This is a genomic window from Streptomyces sp. CNX435 (assembly GCF_059570575.1).
This window is the reverse complement of record NZ_JCANTA010000003.1, coordinates 358,146-377,393: the sequence shown is the minus strand read 5'-3', so window position 1 is coordinate 377,393 and position 19,248 is coordinate 358,146. Positions and strand designations below refer to the sequence as shown.

Sequence of the window (19,248 nt, the reverse complement as noted above, 5' to 3'; positions counted from 1 at the left end):
GGGCTCGGGCACGGCGTCCTCAGAACTCCAGGACGATCTGCAGGGCGGCTTCGGGGTGCTCGTCGAGCAGGGCGTACGCGCCCGCCGCCTCGGCCGCCGGCACCACATGGCTGACCAGCGGGAGCACTTCGACCCGCCCCTCGGCGACGAGCCGCAGGAACGTCTGCTGCAGCCGCTGCTGGTCCCACCGCCCGGCCAGCTGTGGCGGGACGCCGCCGATCTGGGAGGAGACGAGCTGCACGCGGTTGTGGTGGAACTCGTCGCCGAGCCGCAGCCCGACGGCGTCGCCCTGGTAGAAGCCGGCGGCCACGACCCGGCCGTCGGCGACGACGGAGCGCAGCGCCTCGTGCAGGGCCGGGTACGCGCCGCTGATCTCGATCGCGGCGTCGGCGCCGCGGCCGTCGGTCGCCGCCCGGATCCCCTCGGCGACCGCGTCGGCGCGGGCGTTGAGCGTACGGGCCGCACCGTGCTCCCGGGCCCGTTCCAGCCGGGCGTCGAGGGCGTCCACGGCGGTGACCGTGGCGCCGCTGAGCGCGGCCAGCCGGGTGGCGAGCAGCCCGATGACGCCCTGGCCGAAGACGGCGACGTCCTCGCCGACGTGGATCCCGGCGGCGAGGACCGCGTTGTACGCAATCGCCCCGACCCGGGCGAACGCCGCCGCGAGCGGGTCGAGGCCGGCGGGCAGCGTGTGCCCGGCCAGCCGCTCGGCGGGGACGACGCCCTCGCTGCGGTGCCCCCAGATGCCCCAGACCAGGTCGCCGACCGCGGGCAGAGCGGGAGCGCCGGCCAGCTCGGGGGAGACCTCGGTGACCTCGCCGACCTCGGAGTAGCCCCAGCCGGCGACGGGATACGACAGCCCGGCCGCGTCCTCGCGGAACAGCCGGGCCCCGGGGTCCCAGGAGCGGGTCAGATACGGGTTCGTGCCGCGGTAGGCGGTGAGTTCGGTGCCGGCGGAGATGCCGGAGTACCGGGTGCGGACCCGCAGGTGGCCGGGGGGCAGCGGGGCGCGCTCGTGCTCGGCGACCTCGACCTGGCGGGGGGCGGTGAACTGGACGACGCGTTCCACGGTGGGTGCTCCGGTTGGGCTGATCGGGGGCGCGGCTGTTAAGGACTTGCGTCGAAGATATCTCGAACTTATGTCTTGTCAACAAGAAAAAGTAGTGGTGTGATGCAGTCCGCCAACGCTTAAGTCGATCCAGGGAACAGTCAAAGGAACCGGAACATGCGCACGTGGACCCGGCGGTCGAGGACCTCGGCCCTGCTCGCGGGCACCCTCGCCATGGGTGTGCTCGCCGGCTGCGCCACCGACGCCTCCGGTCCGGGCAGGCCCGACCGGAAGATCACCGTGTGGTCGGAGGAGAGCCTCCCCGACCGCATCGCCCACACCGAGAAGGTCATCGACCGCTTCGAGGACGAGACCGGCGTCGAGGTCGAGCTGGTCGGGGTGGACGAGAACCAGCTTCCGCAGCTCATCATGTCGGCCGCCGCGGCCGGCGACCTGCCGGACGTGATCGGCGCCGTACCGCTCGGCCAGGCGTGGCAGATGTACAGCAACGAGCTGCTGAACACCCGCGTCCCCGCCGAGGTCGTCGACCGGCTCGGCGAGGACACCTTCGACGCCAACGGGCTCCGCCTGACCGCCGACGGCGGCACCCGGCTCGGGGTGCCCTCCGACGCCTGGGTGCAGATCGTCGCGTACCGCGAGGACCTGTTCCGTGAGGCCGGGCTGCCCGTCCCCGACGACTACGCGAGCCTGCTGAAGGCCGCCGAGCGGCTGGACGTCGAGGGCCGCGACGGGATCTCCGTCGCCACCGACCCCGCCGACGTCTTCACCCAGCAGAGCTTCGAGGACCTCGCCCTGGCCAACGGCTGCGACCTGGTGGACGGCGCCGGCGACATCGCCCTGGACTCCGGGGAGTGCCGCACCGCCTTCGAGGCGTACGGCTCCCTCGCCCGCGACTACGGGCCGCCCGGGCTGCAGACCGTCGACACCACCCGGGCCACCTACTTCGCCGGCCGGTCCAGCATGATCATCTGGTCCTCGTTCCTGCTGGACGAGCTGGCCGGGCTGCGCAACGACGCCCTGCCGAGCTGCCCCGAGTGCAAGGACGACCCCGGGTTCCTGTCGTCCCACAGCGGCATCGTCACCGCGCTGCAGGGCCCCGGCGGCACCGAGCCCGCCCAGTTCGGCGAGATCACCTCGTGGCTCGCCACGAAGACCGCCGAGACCGAGGCGTCCACCCGGTTCATTGAGTACATGATGAGCTCCGGCTACGAGGACTGGTTCGGCATGGCGCCCGAGGGCAAGATCCCGGTCCGTACCGGCACGCCCGAGGAGCCCGAGCGCTACCTGGCCGCCTGGCGCGCCAGCGACATGGGCGTCGACACCCGGAAGTCCATGGCGGACGTCTTCCCCCCGGAGCTGCTCGACCAGCTCGTCGCCGGCGTCGGCGACATGAAGCGCTGGGGCATCGACCAGGGCGAGGGGGCGCTCGTCGGCGCCACCAACGGCGAACTCCCCGTCGCGAAGGCGGTCGGCGCCATGACCTCCGGACAGACGAGCCCCGAGGAGGCGGCGCGCGAGGCGTACGAGGAAGTCGACGCGCTGAAGACCTCCCTTGAGTAACCGGCCGGCCCCTCTGCCCGCAAGGAACCTTCACCGAGGTAACCGCACATGACCACGATCCGCAGCCGCGGCACGGCGAACTCCACCGGCCCGCGCCCGCCCGCGGGCGGCCGGCCCCGCGCCCGCCGCCCCCTGACCGCGAGCCGCCGCGAGAACCGCGCCGGCCTGGCCTTCGTCAGCCCCACCTTCCTGGTGGTGCTGGTCGTCGTGATCGTCCCGATCCTCTGGACGGTCCTGCTGGCCTTCCAGGACGCCAAGCTCGTCGACATCCAGGGCATGGGCCTGTTCGGCAACTGGTCGCTGGAGAACTTCACCGACGTCTTCGCCTCGGCCGGCTTCTGGTCCAGCCTCGGCACCACCCTCGTCTACACCGTCGGCGCCACCGCCGGCTCCGTGCTGCTGGGCCTCGTCGCCGCCCTCGCGCTGCGCCGCCCGTTCCGCGGTCGCGGCCTGCTGCGCGGCTCGATGCTCCTGCCGTACGTCGCCCCGGTCGTCGCCGTCGCGTTCGTCTGGGAGGTGGCGCTGAGCCCGCAGTACGGTGTCGTCAACGAGTGGGGCCGGGACGTCTTCGGCTGGGACGATCCCGTAGCGTTCCTGTCCACCCGGCAGTACGAAGTCAGCCTGCTGGGCTGGCACTTCGACATCCCGCTCGCCCTGCTCACCGTCATCGCCTTCGAGATCTGGCGCTACTTCCCCTTCGCCTTCCTCTTCCTGCTCGCCCGGCTGCAGGCCGTGCCGGACACCCTGGAGGAGGCCGCGACCGTGGACGGAGCCACGATCTCGCAGCGCTTCCGGCACGTCCTGCTGCCGCAGCTGATGCCCGTGATCGCGCTGCTGTGCGTGCTGCGCTTCATCATGACGTTCAACAAGTTCGACGACGTCTACCTGCTCACCGGCGGCGGCGCCGGTACCGACGTCGCCGCCGTGCGCGTCTACGACTTCCTCACCTCGCGCTTCGACGTGGGCGCCGCCGCGGCCCAGGCGCTCGTCCTCGCCGTCGTGCTGACGGTGCTGCTGGGCGTCTACTTCAAGTTCTTCGCCAAGCGGGTCCAGGAGGAGGCGTGATGACGCGCGCGCAGTTCGAGGAGTATCTCTTCGGCACGCTCCGCTGGGTGGTGATCGCGTTCCTGGCGCTGATCACCCTGGTCCCCTTCTACTACATGGTCATGCTGTCGCTGAAGCCCATCGACGCGCTGCTGGTGGACCCCGGGTCGATGTGGGTGTCGGCGAAGGACCTCACCACCGCGACGTACCGGGACGTGCTCAAGCCCACCGAGGACGGCGGCCAGGGCTTCCTGAAGCTCATGCTCAACTCGGCGCTGGTCTCGCTGGGCACCGTCGCCCTCACCCTCGCCGCGGCCGTGCCCGGTTCGTACGCCGTCAGCAGGCTGCGGTTCTTCGGCAGCCGTCAGGTCAGCGCGGTGTTCCTGGCCGTCTACCTGTTCCCGGCGACGCTGCTGGCGGTCCCGCTGTTCGTGATGTTCGCGCGAATAGGTCTGTCCGGCAGCCTCGTGGGCCTGGCGATCGTGTACGTGGCGCAGACCGTGCCGGTCTCCATCTACATGCTGAAGAACTACCTCGTCACCATCCCGTACTCGATCGAGGAGGCGGCGGCGCTCGACGGCTGCAGCAGGGTGCAGACGCTGCGCAAGGTGGTGCTGCCGCTGGCCGCGCCCTCGCTGATGGCCACCGGGCTGTACGTCTTCATGATCGCCTGGAACGAGTTCCTCTTCGCCCTGCTCTTCCTCGCCGCGGACCCGGAGAGCTGGACCGTCTCGCTGGGCCTGGCACAGCTGTCCAACGGCATCGAGGTCTCCAAGACCGTACTCATGGCCGGGTCCGTGGTCCTCACCATCCCCGTGGTACTGCTGTTCTTCGCCGCCGAACGACTGCTCACCGAGGGCCTGACCAGCGGCGCCGACAAGAGCTGACCGGAGAGACACACATGCGCAACCAGGCCAGCGCGGGGCAGCTGCTCCAGCTCATCCGCACCGGCGAGGCCACCACCCGCGCCGAACTGCAGGACGCCACCGGCCTGTCCCGCTCCACCGTCGCGGGCCGGCTCGACGCGCTGACGGCCGCCGGCTGGCTGCGCGGCGCCGCCGGCGTCTCCACCGGCGGCCGGCCCTCCGTGCGGCTGGAGTTCGACACCGCACACGCCGTCGTGCTCGCCGCCGACCTGCAGACCCGGCACGGCCGTGCCGCCGTGCTCGACCTCGCCGGCCGGCCGCTCGCCGAGCACACCGGCGCGCTGCGCGTCGGCGACGGGCCCGAGACGGTCCTCGACAAGCTGGGCCGCTGGTTCGGCCCGCTGCTGGCGGAGGTCGGACGGGGCGCCGCCGAGGTCTGCGGCATCGGCATCTCGGTGCCGGGGCCGGTGGACTTCGGCACCGGGGTCGTCGTGCAGCCGCCGATCATGCCCGGCTGGGACGGCTACCCGATCCAGGACCACATGCGCCGGTCCTTCGCCGCCCACGCGGACGGCCCCGCGGACGTGCCGGTGCTCGTGGACAACGATGCCAACCTCCTGGCGTACGCGGAGCAGCGCGCCGGCTTCGCCGACTGCGCCGCCTTCGTGCTCGTCAAGGTCTCCACCGGCATCGGCGCCGGCGTCGTCGTCGACGGGCGCATCTACCGCGGTATCGACGGCGGCGCGGGCGACATCGGGCACGTACGCCTGCCCGACGGGATGGACGCCCTCTGCGCCTGCGGCTCGTACGGCTGCCTCGCCGCCGTCGCCAGCGGGCGCGCGCTGGCCGGCCGCCTCACCGAGCTGGGTGTGCCCGCCACCTCCGGCTCCGACGTGCGCGACCTGCTGGCCGCGGGGCAGCCGGACGCGGTGCGGCTTGCGCGCGAGGCGGGGATGCGGGTGGGCGAGGTGCTGGCCACGGTCGTCACGCTGCTGAACCCGGGCGTGCTCATGATCGTCGGAGACCTCGCCGGCACGCCGTTCCTCACCGGCGTACGGGAGTTGCTGTACCAACGCGCGATGCCGCGCACCACCGCGCACCTGCAGGTCGTCACCTCCCGCCTCGGCGAGGGCGCGGGGCTCGCGGGCGCCGGGGCGCTGGTGGTGGAGCACCTGTACGCGCCCGGCCGCGCGGACGAGCGGCTGGCGGCCCGGACGGCGAGCGGGACCCGATAACGAAAGCCGGGGACGGGTTGGGGACCGGTCCCCGGACGACGCGGGACACTGTCGGGGTACGTACCGTCCGCGAACCCGGAGGCCGGCGATGTCCCTGCGAGAGAGCCTGGCGCGCGGCACCGCGCCGTCGCCGCCCGGCACCCTGCACGCCCGCAGCGTCGCCGGCGGCATCCGGGTGCCGCCCGGCGCCGCGCGCGTCGTGAGCTTCGGACGGGACAAGGACGAGGTCGACCTGTGCGTCGGCGAGGACGACCTGCGCGTCAGCCGCCGGCACGGCGAGCTGTCGTACCAGCGCAGCACCTGGTGGCTGCGCAACACCGGGCAGCAGCTCGTCCGGCTGCCCCGCGGCCGGCTGATGCACCTGACCACCGAGCCGATCCCGCTCGCCCCCGGCTACACCCCGCTGTTCGTCAAGGGCTCCGGGCACCGCGAACATCTCGTCGAGCTGTACGTCGCCGACGCCGACGAGGCCGGCCGGGTGCCGCGGCACCGCGCCGAGACGCTGCCGCCGAAGCGCTGGCGGCTCAGCGATGAGGAGCGGCTGCTGCTCGTCGTCCTCGGGCAGCAGTACCTGCAGTACGAGTCGGAGCCGCGCCCGCTGTCGTACCGGCAGGCGGCCGAGCGGCTGGCGTACCTGCCCGGTGGCGACGCGTGGACCAAGCGCATCATCGAGCACAGGATCGAGGACGTCCGCCGGCGGCTGACGCGCGGCGGCTTCCCGTACCAGGTGATCCGCGGCGACGACGGCAGCGGACCGTCCGATAACGACCTGAAGCACAACTTGCTGCGCGGACTGGTGGAATCCACCACGCTGGTGCCGCCGGATCTCGAACTCCTGGACGACGATTTTTCGAGCTGAGCGCCGTTTTCGGCCCTTAAGCGCGGCTGCGGCGGGGAAGTCGTGAAGACGCCGTGCCCTCGGTACTCGCACCCGATAAGTTTCGCCCTGCAGACGGCGAAAGGAGTCGCGGTGCGCGTGGGTCAGCTGGTCGGCGACCTCTACCGGCTCGAAGAGCTGATCGATGAAGAAGGCCGCGGCGAGGTGTGGCTCGCCGAGGACCGCCAACTGGGCCGCAGAGTCGTGCTCAAACGCGGCGGCGGCAGCGGCGACCGCCCCCGGCTCCTCGGCGTCGCGCGGGCCCAGGCCAAGGCCACCCACCCGCACGTGGTCACGCTCTACGGCGTGGAGTTCGTCGACTCCGGCCCGGACTCCGGCTGCTGGCTGGTCATGGAGCACGTCACCGGCGGCAGCCTGGAGCGGCAGCCCCCGATGGCGCCCGAGAGGGCGGCCCGGATCGGGGCGCAGATCGCCCGGGCGCTGGAGGCACTGCACGCCAACGGCGTGGTGCACTGCGACGTCAAGCCCGCCAACGTCGTCATCACCGACGACGGCACCCCCAAGCTCACCGACTTCGACTCCGCCCAGCGCACCGGCAGCAGCGAGACCATCTCGCCGGACCGCCCGCTGAGTTACACCCCCGACTACGCCGCCCCCGAGGTCGTCAACGGCTCGCCCGTGCCCCGCTCGGACGTGTACTCCCTCGCGGCGACGCTCTACAAGGCCGTCACCGGCGTGCCCCACGACGAGGGGGACGGCGACGGCCAGGAGGACGACGGCCAGGAGGACGACGGCCAGGAGGACGACGCCACCCTGCGCGAGTGGAAGGTCAGCCACGGCGTGCTGCGCCGCGAGCGCGACACCGGACCGCTCGCCGGGGCGCTCGACGCGATGCTCCGCCCCCGTCCCGACCAGCGCCCCGACGCCGCCGCCGCCCGGCGCCTGCTGGAGGAGGCCGCCGGACAGCGCGGCCGGCTGCGGCGGCTGACCCAGCCCGCCGCGCTCGCCGCGCCGCGCCGCTACCCGCGGGCAACGGCCGCCGCCGGCACGGCGCTCGTCACGGCGGCGGCGCTGACGGCCGCCTGGTTCCTGTGGCTCGCCCCCGGCGACGACGGCCCCGGCGGCCCGCCCGGGGACGCCCCGGGCGACGGCAGGCCGCGCGACGGCTCCGTCATCGGCGACCGGCGCACCATGGACCCGTGCTCGCTGACCGACCCCGGAGATTTCGCCCGGTTCGGCGAGAGCGTGGAACGGGACCGCGACTACGGCAACTTCGACCGCTGCGACGTGCTGGTCTACCCGCAGGGCGACGACGGCGAACACATCGATGTCCAGGTCGAGTTCGACTCGGGTCCCGCGCCCGAGTCGCCGGCGCCGGTGCGTACGTTCGGTGGCATCGGCGTCATCGAGGAGCCGCCGGAGGGCGACGAGTGCGCGCGTGCCCTCGTCCTGCCGGACGAGGCGGACCGCGACGTCAGCATCTGGATCTACGTCGACGGCGGCGACGCCCGGTACTCCGGCGGCGCGGACACCCTGTGCGCGATGGCCGACATCGCCGCCAGGACCGCCGGCGAGACGCTGGGCCGGGCGCGCGCCGAGAACCGCACCGTCCCGCGCCGCAAGCCGCCGGCGCCGGAGACGTCGCTGCTGTGGCAGGACGCCTGCCGGCTGCTCGACGCGCGGGCCCTGGAGGTCGTCCCCGGCGTCGACGCCGGCGACCCCGACGTGGGCTTCGGCAACTGGGACTGCGACTGGTACAGCACCACCCGCGACATAGAGATCCTGCTGCGCTACGACCGCGACCAGCCGCTCAGCGCCGACGAGGGCACGGTGACCCGGCTGGCGGGCCGCGATGCCGTCGTCTCCCCGGAGTACGACGGCGAGGACACCTGCACCGTACGCGTCGAGTACCGCGAGTACCCCGACGAGAACGGCCAGAAGGCCGTCGAACTGCTCTACCTCACCCTCTACGGCGACGACGAGCCGCAGGACCAGCTGTGCGCGACGGCCACGCAACTCGCGGAGACCGCCGCCGGCGAGCTGCCGAAGCTCTGAACCGCCCGGTCCGCAGGTGCCCGTGACCGGCGGCGGGGAGGGGTCCCCGGGGGCAGGGAGCACGGTGAGGCGGTCGGCAGCAGCCGGCCGCGGCCGAGGGGACCTGCGATGGACCGTATCCGAGGACACCGGGGATGAGCGGGCGCGACAGCCTGGCCCGTGGCGTGGCGTCCGCGCAGCCGGGCACGCTGCACGCGCGCTCGGCCACGGACGGCATCCAGGTGGCACCGCTGCCCGGGCTGACCGTCCGGTTCGGGCGCGGGCCGGGTGACGACGGCGACGGCGGGGACGTCGAGTTGTACGTCGGCCGGCACGACCAGGGCGTCAGCCGCCGGCACGGCGAGCTGACGTACCTGGAGGGCGGCTGGGCGCTGCGCAACACCGGCCAGCAGGCGCTGCGGCTGTCGCACGGCCGGCTGCTGGAGCCCGGCTCGGGCCGCACGCCGCTGGCCGCGGGCTACACGCCGGTCTTCGTCAAGGGCTCCGGCTTCCAGGAGCACCTGGTGGAGCTGTACGTGGTCCGCCCCGAAGCGCCGCGCCCGGGCGGCCCTGCCGACGCCGCGGGCCGGCCGCTGCCGGCGGCGTGGTCGCTGTCGGACGACGAGCGGCTGGTGCTGGTCGTGCTGGGGCAGCGGTATCTGCGCCACGAGCCGGATCCGCGGCCGGTGCCGTACCGGCAGGCGGCGGAGGTGCTGGCGTTTCTGCGACCGGGGGAGCGGTGGGGCGCGCAGGAGGTCGGACGGCGGGTGGAGGACGTCCGCCGCCGGCTGGCGAGCGACGGCGCGTACCTGTCGGCGCTACGCGACGAGCGGCCGCCGGAGGCCCCGGACTGCACCCCGGACCACCGCCTGCTGACGGTGCTGGTGGCGACGACGGCGCTGGTGCCGCCGGACCTGGGGCTGCTGGACGGCGTCGGCGGCTGACGGCCGCGGGAGCCGCACTATAATTATTCATCTATGGAAGATAATTCTTCGGAAGATGAGTGATGGCTGATCTGAAGCTGCTGTATCGGGAGCTGGTCTCGCTGGAGATCGAGCTGTGGAACGGCATCGAGGGACGGTTGCGGGCGGAGTACGACCTGCCGCTCACGTCGTTCGAGGTGCTGCACCTGCTGTTGCGTCGGCCGGGGCGGCGGATCCAGGACATCGCCGAGGAGTTCTCGATCACGGTGGGCGGCACGAGCAAGGCGGTCGACCGGCTGGAGGCGGCGGGCCTGTGTGAGCGCCGCGCGAATCCGCACGACCGGCGTTCGTCGATCGTCGAACTGACGGCCGAGGGGCGGAGGCTCGCGGAGGGGGCGGTGAAGGTGTTCGAGGACGAGTTGGAGCTGCGGATCGGGTCGGTGATTCCCGAGCAGTCCGTACGGGAGGTGACCGCGGTCCTCAGTACGCTGCGGGCGGCCGGACGTGCTCTGGAGGCGGAGCGGAAGGCCGCGGGTCAGACGCCGGCGCCGGCGGCGCGGGCGCCGAAGCCGCCCGGTCGGTCGGCCTCGTGAGCCAGTGCGCCGTCGTGTGCCCCGAGGCAGGGTCGGTCTCGGGGCACACGCGGGTTTCAGCGGCCCCAGAAGGCGTCTTCGGCGCTCTGGTCGCCGGAGAAGAGCCACATCTCGGTGATCTTGCCGTTGTGGACGCGCAGGAGGTCCATGCCGTCCATGGCCATGGACGTGTCGCCCCTGCGGCCGGTGAAGTGGATGTAGGCGGCGACCAGGTCGCGGTTGCCCATCAGGGAATAGATCTTGTCGATGGCAAAGGTGCCCTGGCTGGTCTCCATCATGCCGCCGAGCATCTGGAAGACGGCGCCCTGGCCCACGTGGTCGCCGGAGAACTGGTTGGCACCGGGCTGGTGCCAGACGATCTGCTCGTCGAGGAGGCCGCCGAGGCCGGCCATGTCTCCGGTCTGCACGGCCTGGAAGTAGGCGCGGGCCAGGTCGAGGTTGGCAGTGGTCATCGTGCTCTCCTCGGGTTCGGTCGGGGTCAGCGGGCGAAGTCGAGGCGGTCGGCGAGGCCGGCCTCGGTGAAGACGGCAAAGGGGGAAATGTGCTCTCTGCGGCAGGCTAAGTCCAGGTGGTGACTACCGCACCGCGAAGGGGCTCACGGGGGCCCGGCGGGGATGGCGGGTAGGGCCGGCCCGGCCCTCAGTCAAGCATTTCCATTCCATGGAAGCAACTTCCATAGATTATTGTTCCGTGGGGTTCGGTGTGGCCCTTCGGCCGGCCGACCTTCGTACGTCAGGCGGTGACGCCGGACTCGGGATCCGGCACCGCCGTGGCCCACGTCCCCATGGCCTCCAGGACCTCGCGCAGCCCCTCGCCGAGAGGGGTCAGCGCGTACTCGACGCGCGGCGGGATCTCCGCGTATGTCGTGCGGGTGACGATGCCGTGCCGCTCGAACTGGCGCAGCCGGCTGGTCAGGGTATGCGGGCTGATGCCCGGCAGGGCCTCGCGCAGCTGATTGAACCGGTGAGGGCGCTGCAGCAACTCGCGCACGATCAGGGTGGCCCACGGCCCGTTGAGCAGCGTGAGGAACCGGGCGACACCGCACTCGGGCAGACAGGGATCAGTCACAATTTTCACCGTACCCTATTAGTGCAGTTGATGTAGCTGGTGCACCTCATGCACTAATAGCGGCATGACCTACGTGATTCATGGCGCCACCGGCGCCCAGGGTGCCCCCGTCGTCGCCGCTCTCGCCGCCGCGGGCAAGTCTGTGACCGCTCTGACCCGCAACCCCGACGCCGTCGTGCCCGGCGCGCAGCGCGTCGTGGCCGCCGGCTACTCCTCCGCCCCCGACCTGACCGACGCCTACCGAGGTGCCGAGGGGGTCTTCGTCCACCTGCCGGTGGCCTCGGAAGAGGACCGCCAGACCTACGCGCACAACATCCTCACGGCGCTCCGCGGGGCCGGGCCGGGCCGCGTCGTGTTCTCCACCAGCGGCTTCCCCATCGATCCCGCCATCGGCGGTGCCGCCGCCACCCTGGCCGCCGGCCTGGCTGACAGCGGCTTGTCCCATGCAGTCGTGGCGCCCGAGCTGTACCTGGAGAACCTGCTCATGCCGCACGTCATCGGCTCGGTCCGCGAGCGTGGCGTACTGCCCTACCCGATCCGGGCCGACTTCCCCGTCTCCTGGGCCTCCCACCTGGACATCGCCGACGCCGTCGTCGCCCTGCTCGGCCGCGGGGACGTCACCGGCGTGGTCTCCGTCGGACAGTACCCGGCCATCACGGGGCCGGAGCTGGCCGAGGCGTTCGGCGCCCGGCTCGGACGGGACGTGGCCTTCGACCAGATCACCACCGAGGAGCTCCGAACCTCATTGGCGCCGCTGATCGGGGAGAGCGCCGCCGCTGACGTCGCAGGGGCCTATCAGGCGATGAGCGCCATGCCCGGCCGGCCGATCACGCCGGAGACCTCCGCCCAGAAGCTGCTCGGCGTCACCCCCCGGACCACAGGCCAGTGGCTGGCCGACATCGGCCTCTGACCACCGCCACCGGCGGCTCCGGCCGAGTTCGTCAGGGCCTGCCAAGCCCTCAAGTGCTGCCGGCCGCCCACGCCGAAGACCGCACCCAGCTTCCACACGCTGAAATTGACGGGGAAGCCGTTCGTCGCCCGCACGCTGGAACACGTGCGCACGGCCGTCGCCGACGGCTTCGCGCAGTTCTGGCGCAACAGCCTGCTGGTGACCGTGAGCGCCGTGCCGCTCTCGCCGCTCGTCGCGCTCGGCGCCGCGTTCGCCGTCGCCCGCATGCGCCGGCGCGGCCGGCGCGCCTTCGTGCTGATGCTCTTCGTCGCCCAGATGGCGCCCTGGGAGGCGATGCACATCGCCGTCTACGTCATCGCCCGGGACGCCGGTATGCTCGACCGGCTCGCTCCTCGCCGGCGTGCCCGTCGAGTTGGAGGAGGCGGCGCAGGCCGACGGCTGCACGCGGGCCGGGCCGTTCCGCCGCGTGACGTTCCTGCTCGCCCCCGGGCTGCTCACGAATCCCCCCCACCAAGGAGGAACGACCGTGACACGAACACCGCGCAGGGCCACGCGGCCGCGCACCCCCTCCGCGCTCCTCGCCGCCGCCGGACTGCTGGCGGGCGGGGCGGTCATCGTCCCCGCCGCCTCCGGCTCGCCCGCCGCCTCCGGCTCGTCCACCGCCGAAGGGCCCGCGCTCTTCGACGACTTCGACTACACCGATCACACCGACGCCCGTCTCGGCCAGCGCGGCTGGACCGTACGGTCCGGTTCCGGCGGCCCCGGCGCGCCCGGCGCCGGCTGGGCGCCCGAGCAGGTCACCTTCCCCGGCGACGGTGCCGACTCCGTGCTCAGCCTGCGCACCTCGACCGACGGCACGGCCGCCGGCACGAAGCAGACGGAGCTGTACCACCAGCGCAAGTTCCAGCAGGGCACGTACGCCGCCCGGGTGCACTTCAGCGACGCCCCCGTCTCCGGCCCGGACGGCGACCAGATGGTGCAGACGTTCTTCACCATCACCCCGCTCGACGCGCCGATGGATCCGGACTACGGCGAGCTGGACTTCGAGTACCTGCCCAACGGCGGCTGGGGCGAGCCGTCGAACACCCTCTTCGCCACGTCCTGGGAGACTTACCGGCCCGACCCCTGGGAGGCCGTCAACACCCACACAGAGGCGCGGCAGAGCTACTCCGGCTGGCACGACCTCGTGATCACCGTCGACGGCGACTCCGTCGACTACTACGTGGACGGGCAGCCGTTCGCCGTGCACGGCGATCCTTACCTGCCCGAGACGCCGATGTCGATCAACCTCAACCACTGGATCATCTCCGGCGGCCTCGCCGGCGGCAGCTCCCCGCGGGCGTACGACCAGCAGGTCGACTACGTCTACTTCGCCAAGGACCAGACGCTGACCGCCGCCCAGGTGGACGAGCAGGTCGCGGCGTACCGCGCGGCCGGCGTGAGCCACGAGGACACCGTCCCGGGCGGCTGACCGAATCCAGAGCCTTGTCCGGTACGCCGCCGCCGCGCCCCGCGGCGGCGGCGTACCCCTGCGGGCTCCCCTCGAAGCCGCCGCCGTACGGCCCTTCGGCGATCACCGCCGGGTTGCGCGGCGTTCATCTTGCGGCCGGACCCTCGGCAGCAGCCGCCGCGTCAGGACTCGGCACCCGGCAGGACTGGGAAGGGCGTCATGGGCCAGCGACTCCGTCACCACGACCACCACCACCGGCACGGCGGCGTCCCCGGCGCCGCGCACCCCGCCGCCCGTACCGCGACCCGCCGCCGCGCATGAGCGGCGGCTACGTCCTCGGCGCCGACTCCGGCCTGACCGAGCTGCGCGAGGCCGACCACCTGCTGCACGCGCTCGCCGGCGAACTGCGGCTGCCGCGGACCGCGTACGGCTGCACCCACCTCGTGGCGGGGGAGCGGCCCCGCATCGCCGTCTCCCTCGCCCTCGCCGGCGCCACCGACGCGGCCGCCGCCTGGCGGTGGCTCACCGCCCGCGGGCACGCCGTCGCGGGGCTGCCGGGCGGCACCCGCCACGGCCCCGGCGAGGCCGCCGCGGCGGCGGCCCGCGCCGCCGCCGAGCACGCCTCGCGCAGCGTCGGCCGGGCGGTGCTGTACCCCGGGGCCGACGCGCTGACCGGGACCATGACGGTGGGGGACCTGCTGGCCGCCTCGGCGATCGAGCAGGTCGTGCTGCTCGGCGCGCCGCACGGCCCGCCGTGGGAGGCCAGGATGGTCACCCGCGGGCACGTGCGCCCGCAGTGGCTCGACGGGCGGCTGGTCCTCGCGGTGATCCCGGCGGCGGCGGAGACCCTGATCCCCTTCGAGGCGCCGGCCCCGACGCCCTGCCGTACGAGCCGCTGACCGCCGCGGGCCCCTGGCCGCCGCCGGTCGTCACCTGCCCGTGCCGTCCGGGTCCAGCGTCCGGCTCGCCAGCACCTCCCCGTCCGCGTCCACGGCGCTGACCCGCACCACCTCGGCGCCGTCCGGCACCGCGACGTCCGCCGTCGTGACGAAGCCGCGCCTGCCGACCGTGTCCGCCTCCGTCAGCGTCCGGCGCGACGCGCCGGTCTCGATCCGCCAGGCGTCGACCTCCGTGGCGCCGTTCCAGCTCATCGCGACCGTATCCGGATCACGCCACTCCACCTTCGGCTTGGTCGCGGGCGTGCCCGTCCAGTCCGTGCGTATCGCCCGGTAGCTGTACGTGCCCTGCGGGAACGTCCCCGTGAACACCGGCTCCCCGCCGGCGAACTCCGCCATCCGCCCCGCGCTGCCGTAGCCGAGCAGGACGTTGCCGTTGTCCGTCTGCCGCGCCGACCCCGCGAAGAGCGTGAAGACCGGCTCCGGGGTCTGCACGTCCTCGGCGAGCCTGGCTGTCATCGCCTGCTCGTCCAGCTCGTAGACGGCGCCGCGGGAGCGCTGCGGGCTGTTCTTGTTGCCGTTGTCGAAGAGCATCAGCCGCCCGTCCGGCAGCCGCTGGGCGTCGTGCTGGTAGCTGGGCCGCTGCGCGGGGTCGGCGAAGGCGAAGTCGCTCGCCGCGCCGCCGAGGCGCCACCGCACGTCGCCGGTCTCCCGGTCGATCTTGTAGACGGTGCTGGTGTGCCGGGCGCTCATGAGCAGGTCGCCGTCCGCGTCGTACGCCAGGGAGTTGGCGTGGACCGGATCCACCATCGCCTCGGTGAGCGGCTCCTGGGTCTCCGTCAGCGGGATGTGGTCCAGCGCGCTCCACTCGAAGAGCACCTCGCCGGTGGCCGCGTCCTGCTCCTGGATGACGGCGTCGATGACCTGCGCGTCCGCCTTCCCGCCGTACTCGGTGAGATCGCGGGTGACGAAGGAGAAGCCGAGCAGCAGCACGCGGGAGCCATCGGGGCTGATCTCGAACTCGTGGCTGTCGGTGTAGTGGCCGTTCATCCGGTACGAGGCGATCTCCTGGTAAGAGGAGTTCAGCAGGAGGTACTCGCCGCCGATGTCGGTGTTGTCGTACATGCTCAGCGCCGGCTCGCCGCGGAAGGTGACGGGCTCCAGGTTCATGTACGGGCCCTCCTTCCACCACACCACCTCGCCGGCGTTGTCGTAGATCGCCGCGCCCGCGAGGTCGCCGCCGACCGGCGCCGGGGTGGTGAGGAGCACGCCGTCGTCCTCGCGGCCGGTGGTGGTCGTGGTGAGCGCGGGCGGCTCCGCGGCGGCGTCCGGACGGGACGCGGTGCCGCCGAGGGGCGGGACGGCGCCGTCCGGAGCGGCGGCGTCGGGCGGCGGTGCCGGGGCCGCCGGTGCGGAGGCGGCGCCGCCGGCGAGGGTGACGGGGACGCACAGCGCCGTGGCGGCGCCGAGCACCCCGGCTCGTAACAGCCGCGGACGGGGAAGGGAACGGGTCTGCGGTATCCGGTGCTTGCCCTGACGCACGAGAATCTCCTTGACGGTGGGGGGTGGCCTGCCGTCCGGCCCTTCGCGGGGGCCGGGCGCGGCCGGTACGGCGGGCACCAGGCTGGTGCAGCCGGCGGCGGGAGACAAGCCCCCCGCCGCCGGGTCGTCACTCGTCGGCGAAGATCTTGACCACGATCTCGCCGTCGGCGGTGGCGTAACCGCGGTACATGCCGGAGGTGTTGAAGGTGAACGCGAGGTTCTTGCGGGAGTCCAGCGCGATCACCCCGCCGGTGTCGTCGCCGCCGAGCGTCTCGGTCTTGTCGATCGCCGCCCCGGCCGCCCTGGACACCGACCGGCCCAGGTACTCGACCTGCGCGGAGATGGTGTGCGTGACGGCCTCGCGGATGAACAGCTCGCCCGTACCCGTCGCGGACGCCGCGATGTTGCCGTTCTTCGCGTACGTGCCGGCGCCGACGATCGGCGAGTCCCCGATGCGGCCGACGGGCTTGTTCGTCAGCCCTCCCGTCGACGTGCCGGCGGCCAGGTCGCCGTCGTCGTCGATGCCGACGGCGCCGACCGTGCCGGTCTCGCCGAAGTCGAAGTCCGACTCGCCGCCCTTGGCGGCCATCAGCGACTCCCAGCGCCGCTCGGTGAAGAAGTAGTCCTGGGTAACCAGGTCGATGCCGCGGTGCTGGGCGAAGCGCTCGGCGCCCTCGCCGCTCATCAGCACGTGCCGGGAGTGCTCCATCATCTCCCGCGCCAGTGAGATCGGGTTCTTGACGTGGGTCACCCCGGTCACCGCGCCGGTGTCGAGGGTCGCGCCGTCCATGATGGACGCGTCCAGCTCGTTCTCCGCGTCCGTGGTGAACACCGCGCCCTTGCCGGCGTTGAACAGCGGCGAGTCCTCCAGCACGTTGATCGCGGCCTCGACGGCCGCGGTGCTGGACTTCCCGTCCGCCAGCCCCTGCTGGCCGGTGCGCACCGCCTCGGTGAGCTTGGCACGGTACTCCCGCTCCAGCTCGGGGGACATGTCCTCGCGCCTGAGCGTGCCGGCGCCGCCGTGGATGGCGAAGACGACGTCGCGCGCCTGCTCGCTGGTGTTGGGGTCGCCGGACTCCCCGGGGTCCTGGGTGGTACGGGTGCCGGACGTCGCGGCCGGGGCGCGTTCGGCCGCGGTGCCCTGCTGCGGCGCGGCTGCGGCGCCGAGGGCGGTGACGGGGGTGATCACGACCGCGGCGGCGAGCAGTGCGGTGCGTGCGAGCGTCGATGTCCTGCGAAACATGTGCCGCTCCTTCGCTGGTGCTGGTGCGTACGTCATCCGGCGAGCCGCCAGAGCTGTACGTGCCTCTTGCTGGTGCTGACGAGCGTCCCGCCGTCCGGGCTGAACGCCAGGACGGACACCCTGGTGCGGTACGAGATGTGGAACAGCTCCACACCGGTGGCCGCGGCCCACACCTGACCGACGTTGCCCCGCCCGCCGGTGGCGACCATGGCGCCGTCCGGACTGAAGCGCACGTGACTCGCGCCCTTGAGCGTCGGCAGCGGCCGTAGCTGCTCGCCCGACCTCGCACCCCAGATGAGGGGGTGGCCCGTGCTCTGGGCGGTGACGAGCATCGTCCCGTCCGGGCTGAAGTCCGCGTCGAGGGCGGCCTTCGTCGGCGGTATGGCGATCGTCAGCGGCTCCTGTGCCTGTCCCCGCACCGGGATCAGGACGACGTTGCCGACGCTCGTGACGGCCACCCGGGCTCCGTCCGGGCTGAGCACGGCGCCGTAGAAGGGCCGGTGCAGGGTGGGCGGCTTCTCCGGCTCCGCCACGGTCTCGCCGGTGCGGGCGTCGCGCAGCCGGACCTTGTCGTACTGTCCCGCAAGGGCGAGCAGGCTGCCGTCGGGGCTGAACGACAACGGACCCTGCTGGTGAGCCTGGCCGAGCCGGCGCAGCAGGCGGCCGGTGGCGGCGTCCCAGAACTGCAGGGAGTCGTCGGTGGTGAGCGTCACCAGCCGGCTGCCGTCCGGGCTGAACGCCGCGACGGCAGGCAAGCCGTACAGCGTCCGGCGGGAGAGCTGAATCCGTAACCGCTCCCGCCCCGTGAGGTCCGTCACGAGCAGGATCCCCTTGGCGAGGACGAGGGCGAGGCGCTCGCCGTCCGGGGCGAAGGACACGCCGAGCACGGGCCGTTCCACCATGAAGCCGGTGACCAGGTCGGGGGTGAACGGCTCCGGAGGCGCCGCGGCGGCCCGCGGTCCGCCGCCGGACGTGCGCGGTTCGGCCCCGGCGGCCGCCGGGGCGGCGGTGTCGACGGCGGTGGGGGTGTAGCCGGGTATGCCGGCGGGGCGGCCCGGCTCCGCCAGCGCGCGCAGCGCCTCGGCCACGGCGGCGGCCGAGGCGTAGCGCTCCGCGGGGTCCTTCCGCAGCAGGGTGAGCACCAGGTCGTCCCAGCCCGGCGGGATCCCCGAGGCCACGGAGCCGGGCGCCGGGGGCGGCTCCGTCAGGTGGGCCGAGAGGTGGCTCATCGCGTCGGTCCCCTCGAAGGGCAGCCGGCCGGTGAGCATCTCGAAGAGCACGCAGCCGAGCGCGTACAGGTCGCTCGCCGGCTCCGCCCGCTCGCGGGCCTGCTCGGGAGCCATGTACTGCGGCGTGCCCACCACGAACCCGGTCTGCGTCACCCGGTCGTCCGCCGCCGACGGATCGGCGGCGCGGGCGATGCCGAAGTCGAGCACCTTGAGCGCGCCGGAGGACGTGAGGAAGATGTTGGCCGGCTTGATGTCCCGGTGCAGCACCCCGCCGGCGTGCGCTTCGCCGAGCGCCGCGCAGATCTGGGCGCCCCAGGGGGCCGCGTCCGCCGGCGCCACGGGCCCGCGGCGCAGTACCGCGTCCAGACCCTCACCGCGCAGCAATTCCATCACCAGGAACGGCGTGTCGCCCTCCGCGGCCCGCGCGGAGCCGAGGTCGTGGAGCGTGACGATGGCGGGGTGCTGGAGCCTGGCGGTCAGCCGCGCCTCGCGCAGGAAGCGGGCGCGGATCTCGTCGCCCCGGCTGCCGCCCCCGGCGAGCGTCGAGATCAGCTTGACCGCGACGGGCCGCTCCAGCGTCTCGTCGCGGCCCTCCCACACCTCGCCCATGCCGCCCTCGCCGAGCCGCCGGACGAGCCGGTAGCGGTCCGCAAGGATCTCGTCCGGCATGGTGCAGCCCCCTCGCCCGAACCGGCCCGATGCCAGCGACGCATCATAGGGCGGCCCGCGGCGGCGCGGACAGGGGGCGCCC

16 protein-coding genes and 2 pseudogenes are annotated in these 19,248 nt (G+C 73.1%); 12 read left to right on the top strand and 6 right to left on the bottom strand.

Annotation, left to right across the window (positions count from 1 at the left end; all coding sequences use genetic code 11):
• Positions 1–19: 19 nt before the first annotated feature.
• Positions 20–1,066, bottom strand: a complete 1,047-nt coding sequence (locus T328_RS08085) for a zinc-binding dehydrogenase (RefSeq protein WP_496495203.1) — start codon at positions 1,064–1,066, stop codon at positions 20–22.
• 156 nt (positions 1,067–1,222) lie between these two features.
• Between T328_RS08085 and T328_RS08080 the strand changes: the two genes are divergently transcribed.
• The 8 genes from T328_RS08080 (at position 1,223) to T328_RS08045 (ending at position 10,159) form a co-directional block, all read left to right on the top strand.
• Positions 1,223–2,626 (top strand): ABC transporter substrate-binding protein, encoded by a 1,404-nt coding sequence (locus T328_RS08080; RefSeq protein WP_496495202.1) that lies wholly within the window; start codon positions 1,223–1,225, stop codon positions 2,624–2,626.
• Positions 2,627–2,674: 48 nt separating this feature from the next.
• Positions 2,675–3,691: a carbohydrate ABC transporter permease gene (locus tag T328_RS08075; RefSeq protein ID WP_496495201.1), complete on the top strand. Its 1,017-nt coding sequence runs from the start codon at positions 2,675–2,677 to the stop codon at positions 3,689–3,691.
• Entirely contained in the window at positions 3,691–4,557 is an 867-nt protein-coding gene (locus tag T328_RS08070) for a carbohydrate ABC transporter permease (protein WP_496495200.1), read from the top strand. The genes T328_RS08075 and T328_RS08070 overlap by 1 nt, the downstream gene beginning before the upstream one ends.
• Positions 4,558–4,571: 14 nt before the next feature.
• Positions 4,572–5,771 (top strand): ROK family transcriptional regulator, encoded by a 1,200-nt coding sequence (locus tag T328_RS08065; protein WP_496495199.1) that lies wholly within the window; start codon positions 4,572–4,574, stop codon positions 5,769–5,771.
• Between the two features lie 88 nt (positions 5,772–5,859).
• Positions 5,860–6,630 (top strand): FHA domain-containing protein, encoded by a 771-nt coding sequence (locus T328_RS08060; RefSeq protein ID WP_496495198.1) that lies wholly within the window; start codon positions 5,860–5,862, stop codon positions 6,628–6,630.
• A gap of 117 nt (positions 6,631–6,747) precedes the next feature.
• Positions 6,748–8,664 (top strand): serine/threonine-protein kinase, encoded by a 1,917-nt coding sequence (locus tag T328_RS08055; RefSeq protein ID WP_496495197.1) that lies wholly within the window; start codon positions 6,748–6,750, stop codon positions 8,662–8,664.
• A 134-nt stretch (positions 8,665–8,798) separates the two neighbouring features.
• A complete protein-coding gene (locus T328_RS08050; RefSeq protein WP_496495196.1) occupies positions 8,799–9,587 on the top strand; it encodes an FHA domain-containing protein in 789 nt (262 codons plus the stop codon).
• A gap of 62 nt (positions 9,588–9,649) precedes the next feature.
• Complete coding sequence (locus tag T328_RS08045) at positions 9,650–10,159, top strand: MarR family winged helix-turn-helix transcriptional regulator (RefSeq protein WP_496495195.1); 510 nt, start codon at positions 9,650–9,652, stop codon at positions 10,157–10,159.
• A 56-nt stretch (positions 10,160–10,215) separates the two neighbouring features.
• On the opposite strand, the gene T328_RS08040 is transcribed toward T328_RS08045, so the two are convergent.
• Positions 10,216–10,611 carry a nuclear transport factor 2 family protein gene (locus T328_RS08040; RefSeq protein ID WP_496495194.1) on the bottom strand — a complete coding sequence of 132 codons (396 nt, stop codon included), beginning with the start codon at positions 10,609–10,611 and terminating at the stop codon, positions 10,216–10,218.
• Positions 10,612–10,891: 280 nt separating this feature from the next.
• Positions 10,892–11,227, bottom strand: a complete 336-nt coding sequence (locus tag T328_RS08035) for a winged helix-turn-helix transcriptional regulator (RefSeq protein WP_496495193.1) — start codon at positions 11,225–11,227, stop codon at positions 10,892–10,894.
• 64 nt (positions 11,228–11,291) lie between these two features.
• Between T328_RS08035 and T328_RS08030 the strand changes: the two genes are divergently transcribed.
• The 4 genes and pseudogenes from T328_RS08030 (at position 11,292) to T328_RS08015 (ending at position 14,486) form a co-directional block, all read left to right on the top strand.
• Positions 11,292–12,137 (top strand): SDR family oxidoreductase, encoded by an 846-nt coding sequence (locus tag T328_RS08030; RefSeq protein ID WP_496495192.1) that lies wholly within the window; start codon positions 11,292–11,294, stop codon positions 12,135–12,137.
• A gap of 132 nt (positions 12,138–12,269) precedes the next feature.
• Positions 12,270–12,633, top strand: a pseudogene (locus tag T328_RS08025) (ABC transporter permease family protein); the annotation flags it as partial.
• Positions 12,634–12,763: 130 nt separating this feature from the next.
• A pseudogene (locus T328_RS08020) lies at positions 12,764–13,608 on the top strand (glycoside hydrolase family 16 protein); the annotation flags it as partial.
• Positions 13,609–13,904: 296 nt separating this feature from the next.
• Complete coding sequence (locus T328_RS08015; RefSeq protein WP_496495384.1) at positions 13,905–14,486, top strand: hypothetical protein; 582 nt, start codon at positions 13,905–13,907, stop codon at positions 14,484–14,486.
• Positions 14,487–14,516: 30 nt separating this feature from the next.
• Here the strand turns inward: T328_RS08015 and T328_RS08010 are convergent, their stop codons facing one another.
• The 3 genes from T328_RS08010 to T328_RS08000 all read right to left on the bottom strand — a co-directional run bounded on the left by T328_RS08010 (position 14,517) and on the right by T328_RS08000 (position 19,166).
• Positions 14,517–16,025, bottom strand: a complete 1,509-nt coding sequence (locus T328_RS08010) for an arylsulfotransferase family protein (RefSeq protein ID WP_496495191.1) — start codon at positions 16,023–16,025, stop codon at positions 14,517–14,519.
• A 127-nt stretch (positions 16,026–16,152) separates the two neighbouring features.
• Positions 16,153–17,268 (bottom strand): isoaspartyl peptidase/L-asparaginase family protein, encoded by a 1,116-nt coding sequence (locus T328_RS08005; RefSeq protein WP_496495190.1) that lies wholly within the window; start codon positions 17,266–17,268, stop codon positions 16,153–16,155.
• 32 nt (positions 17,269–17,300) lie between these two features.
• Positions 17,301–19,166, bottom strand: coding sequence for a WD40 repeat domain-containing serine/threonine protein kinase (locus T328_RS08000; protein WP_496495189.1), 1,866 nt, complete (start codon positions 19,164–19,166; stop codon positions 17,301–17,303).
• Positions 19,167–19,248: the final 82 nt, after the last annotated feature.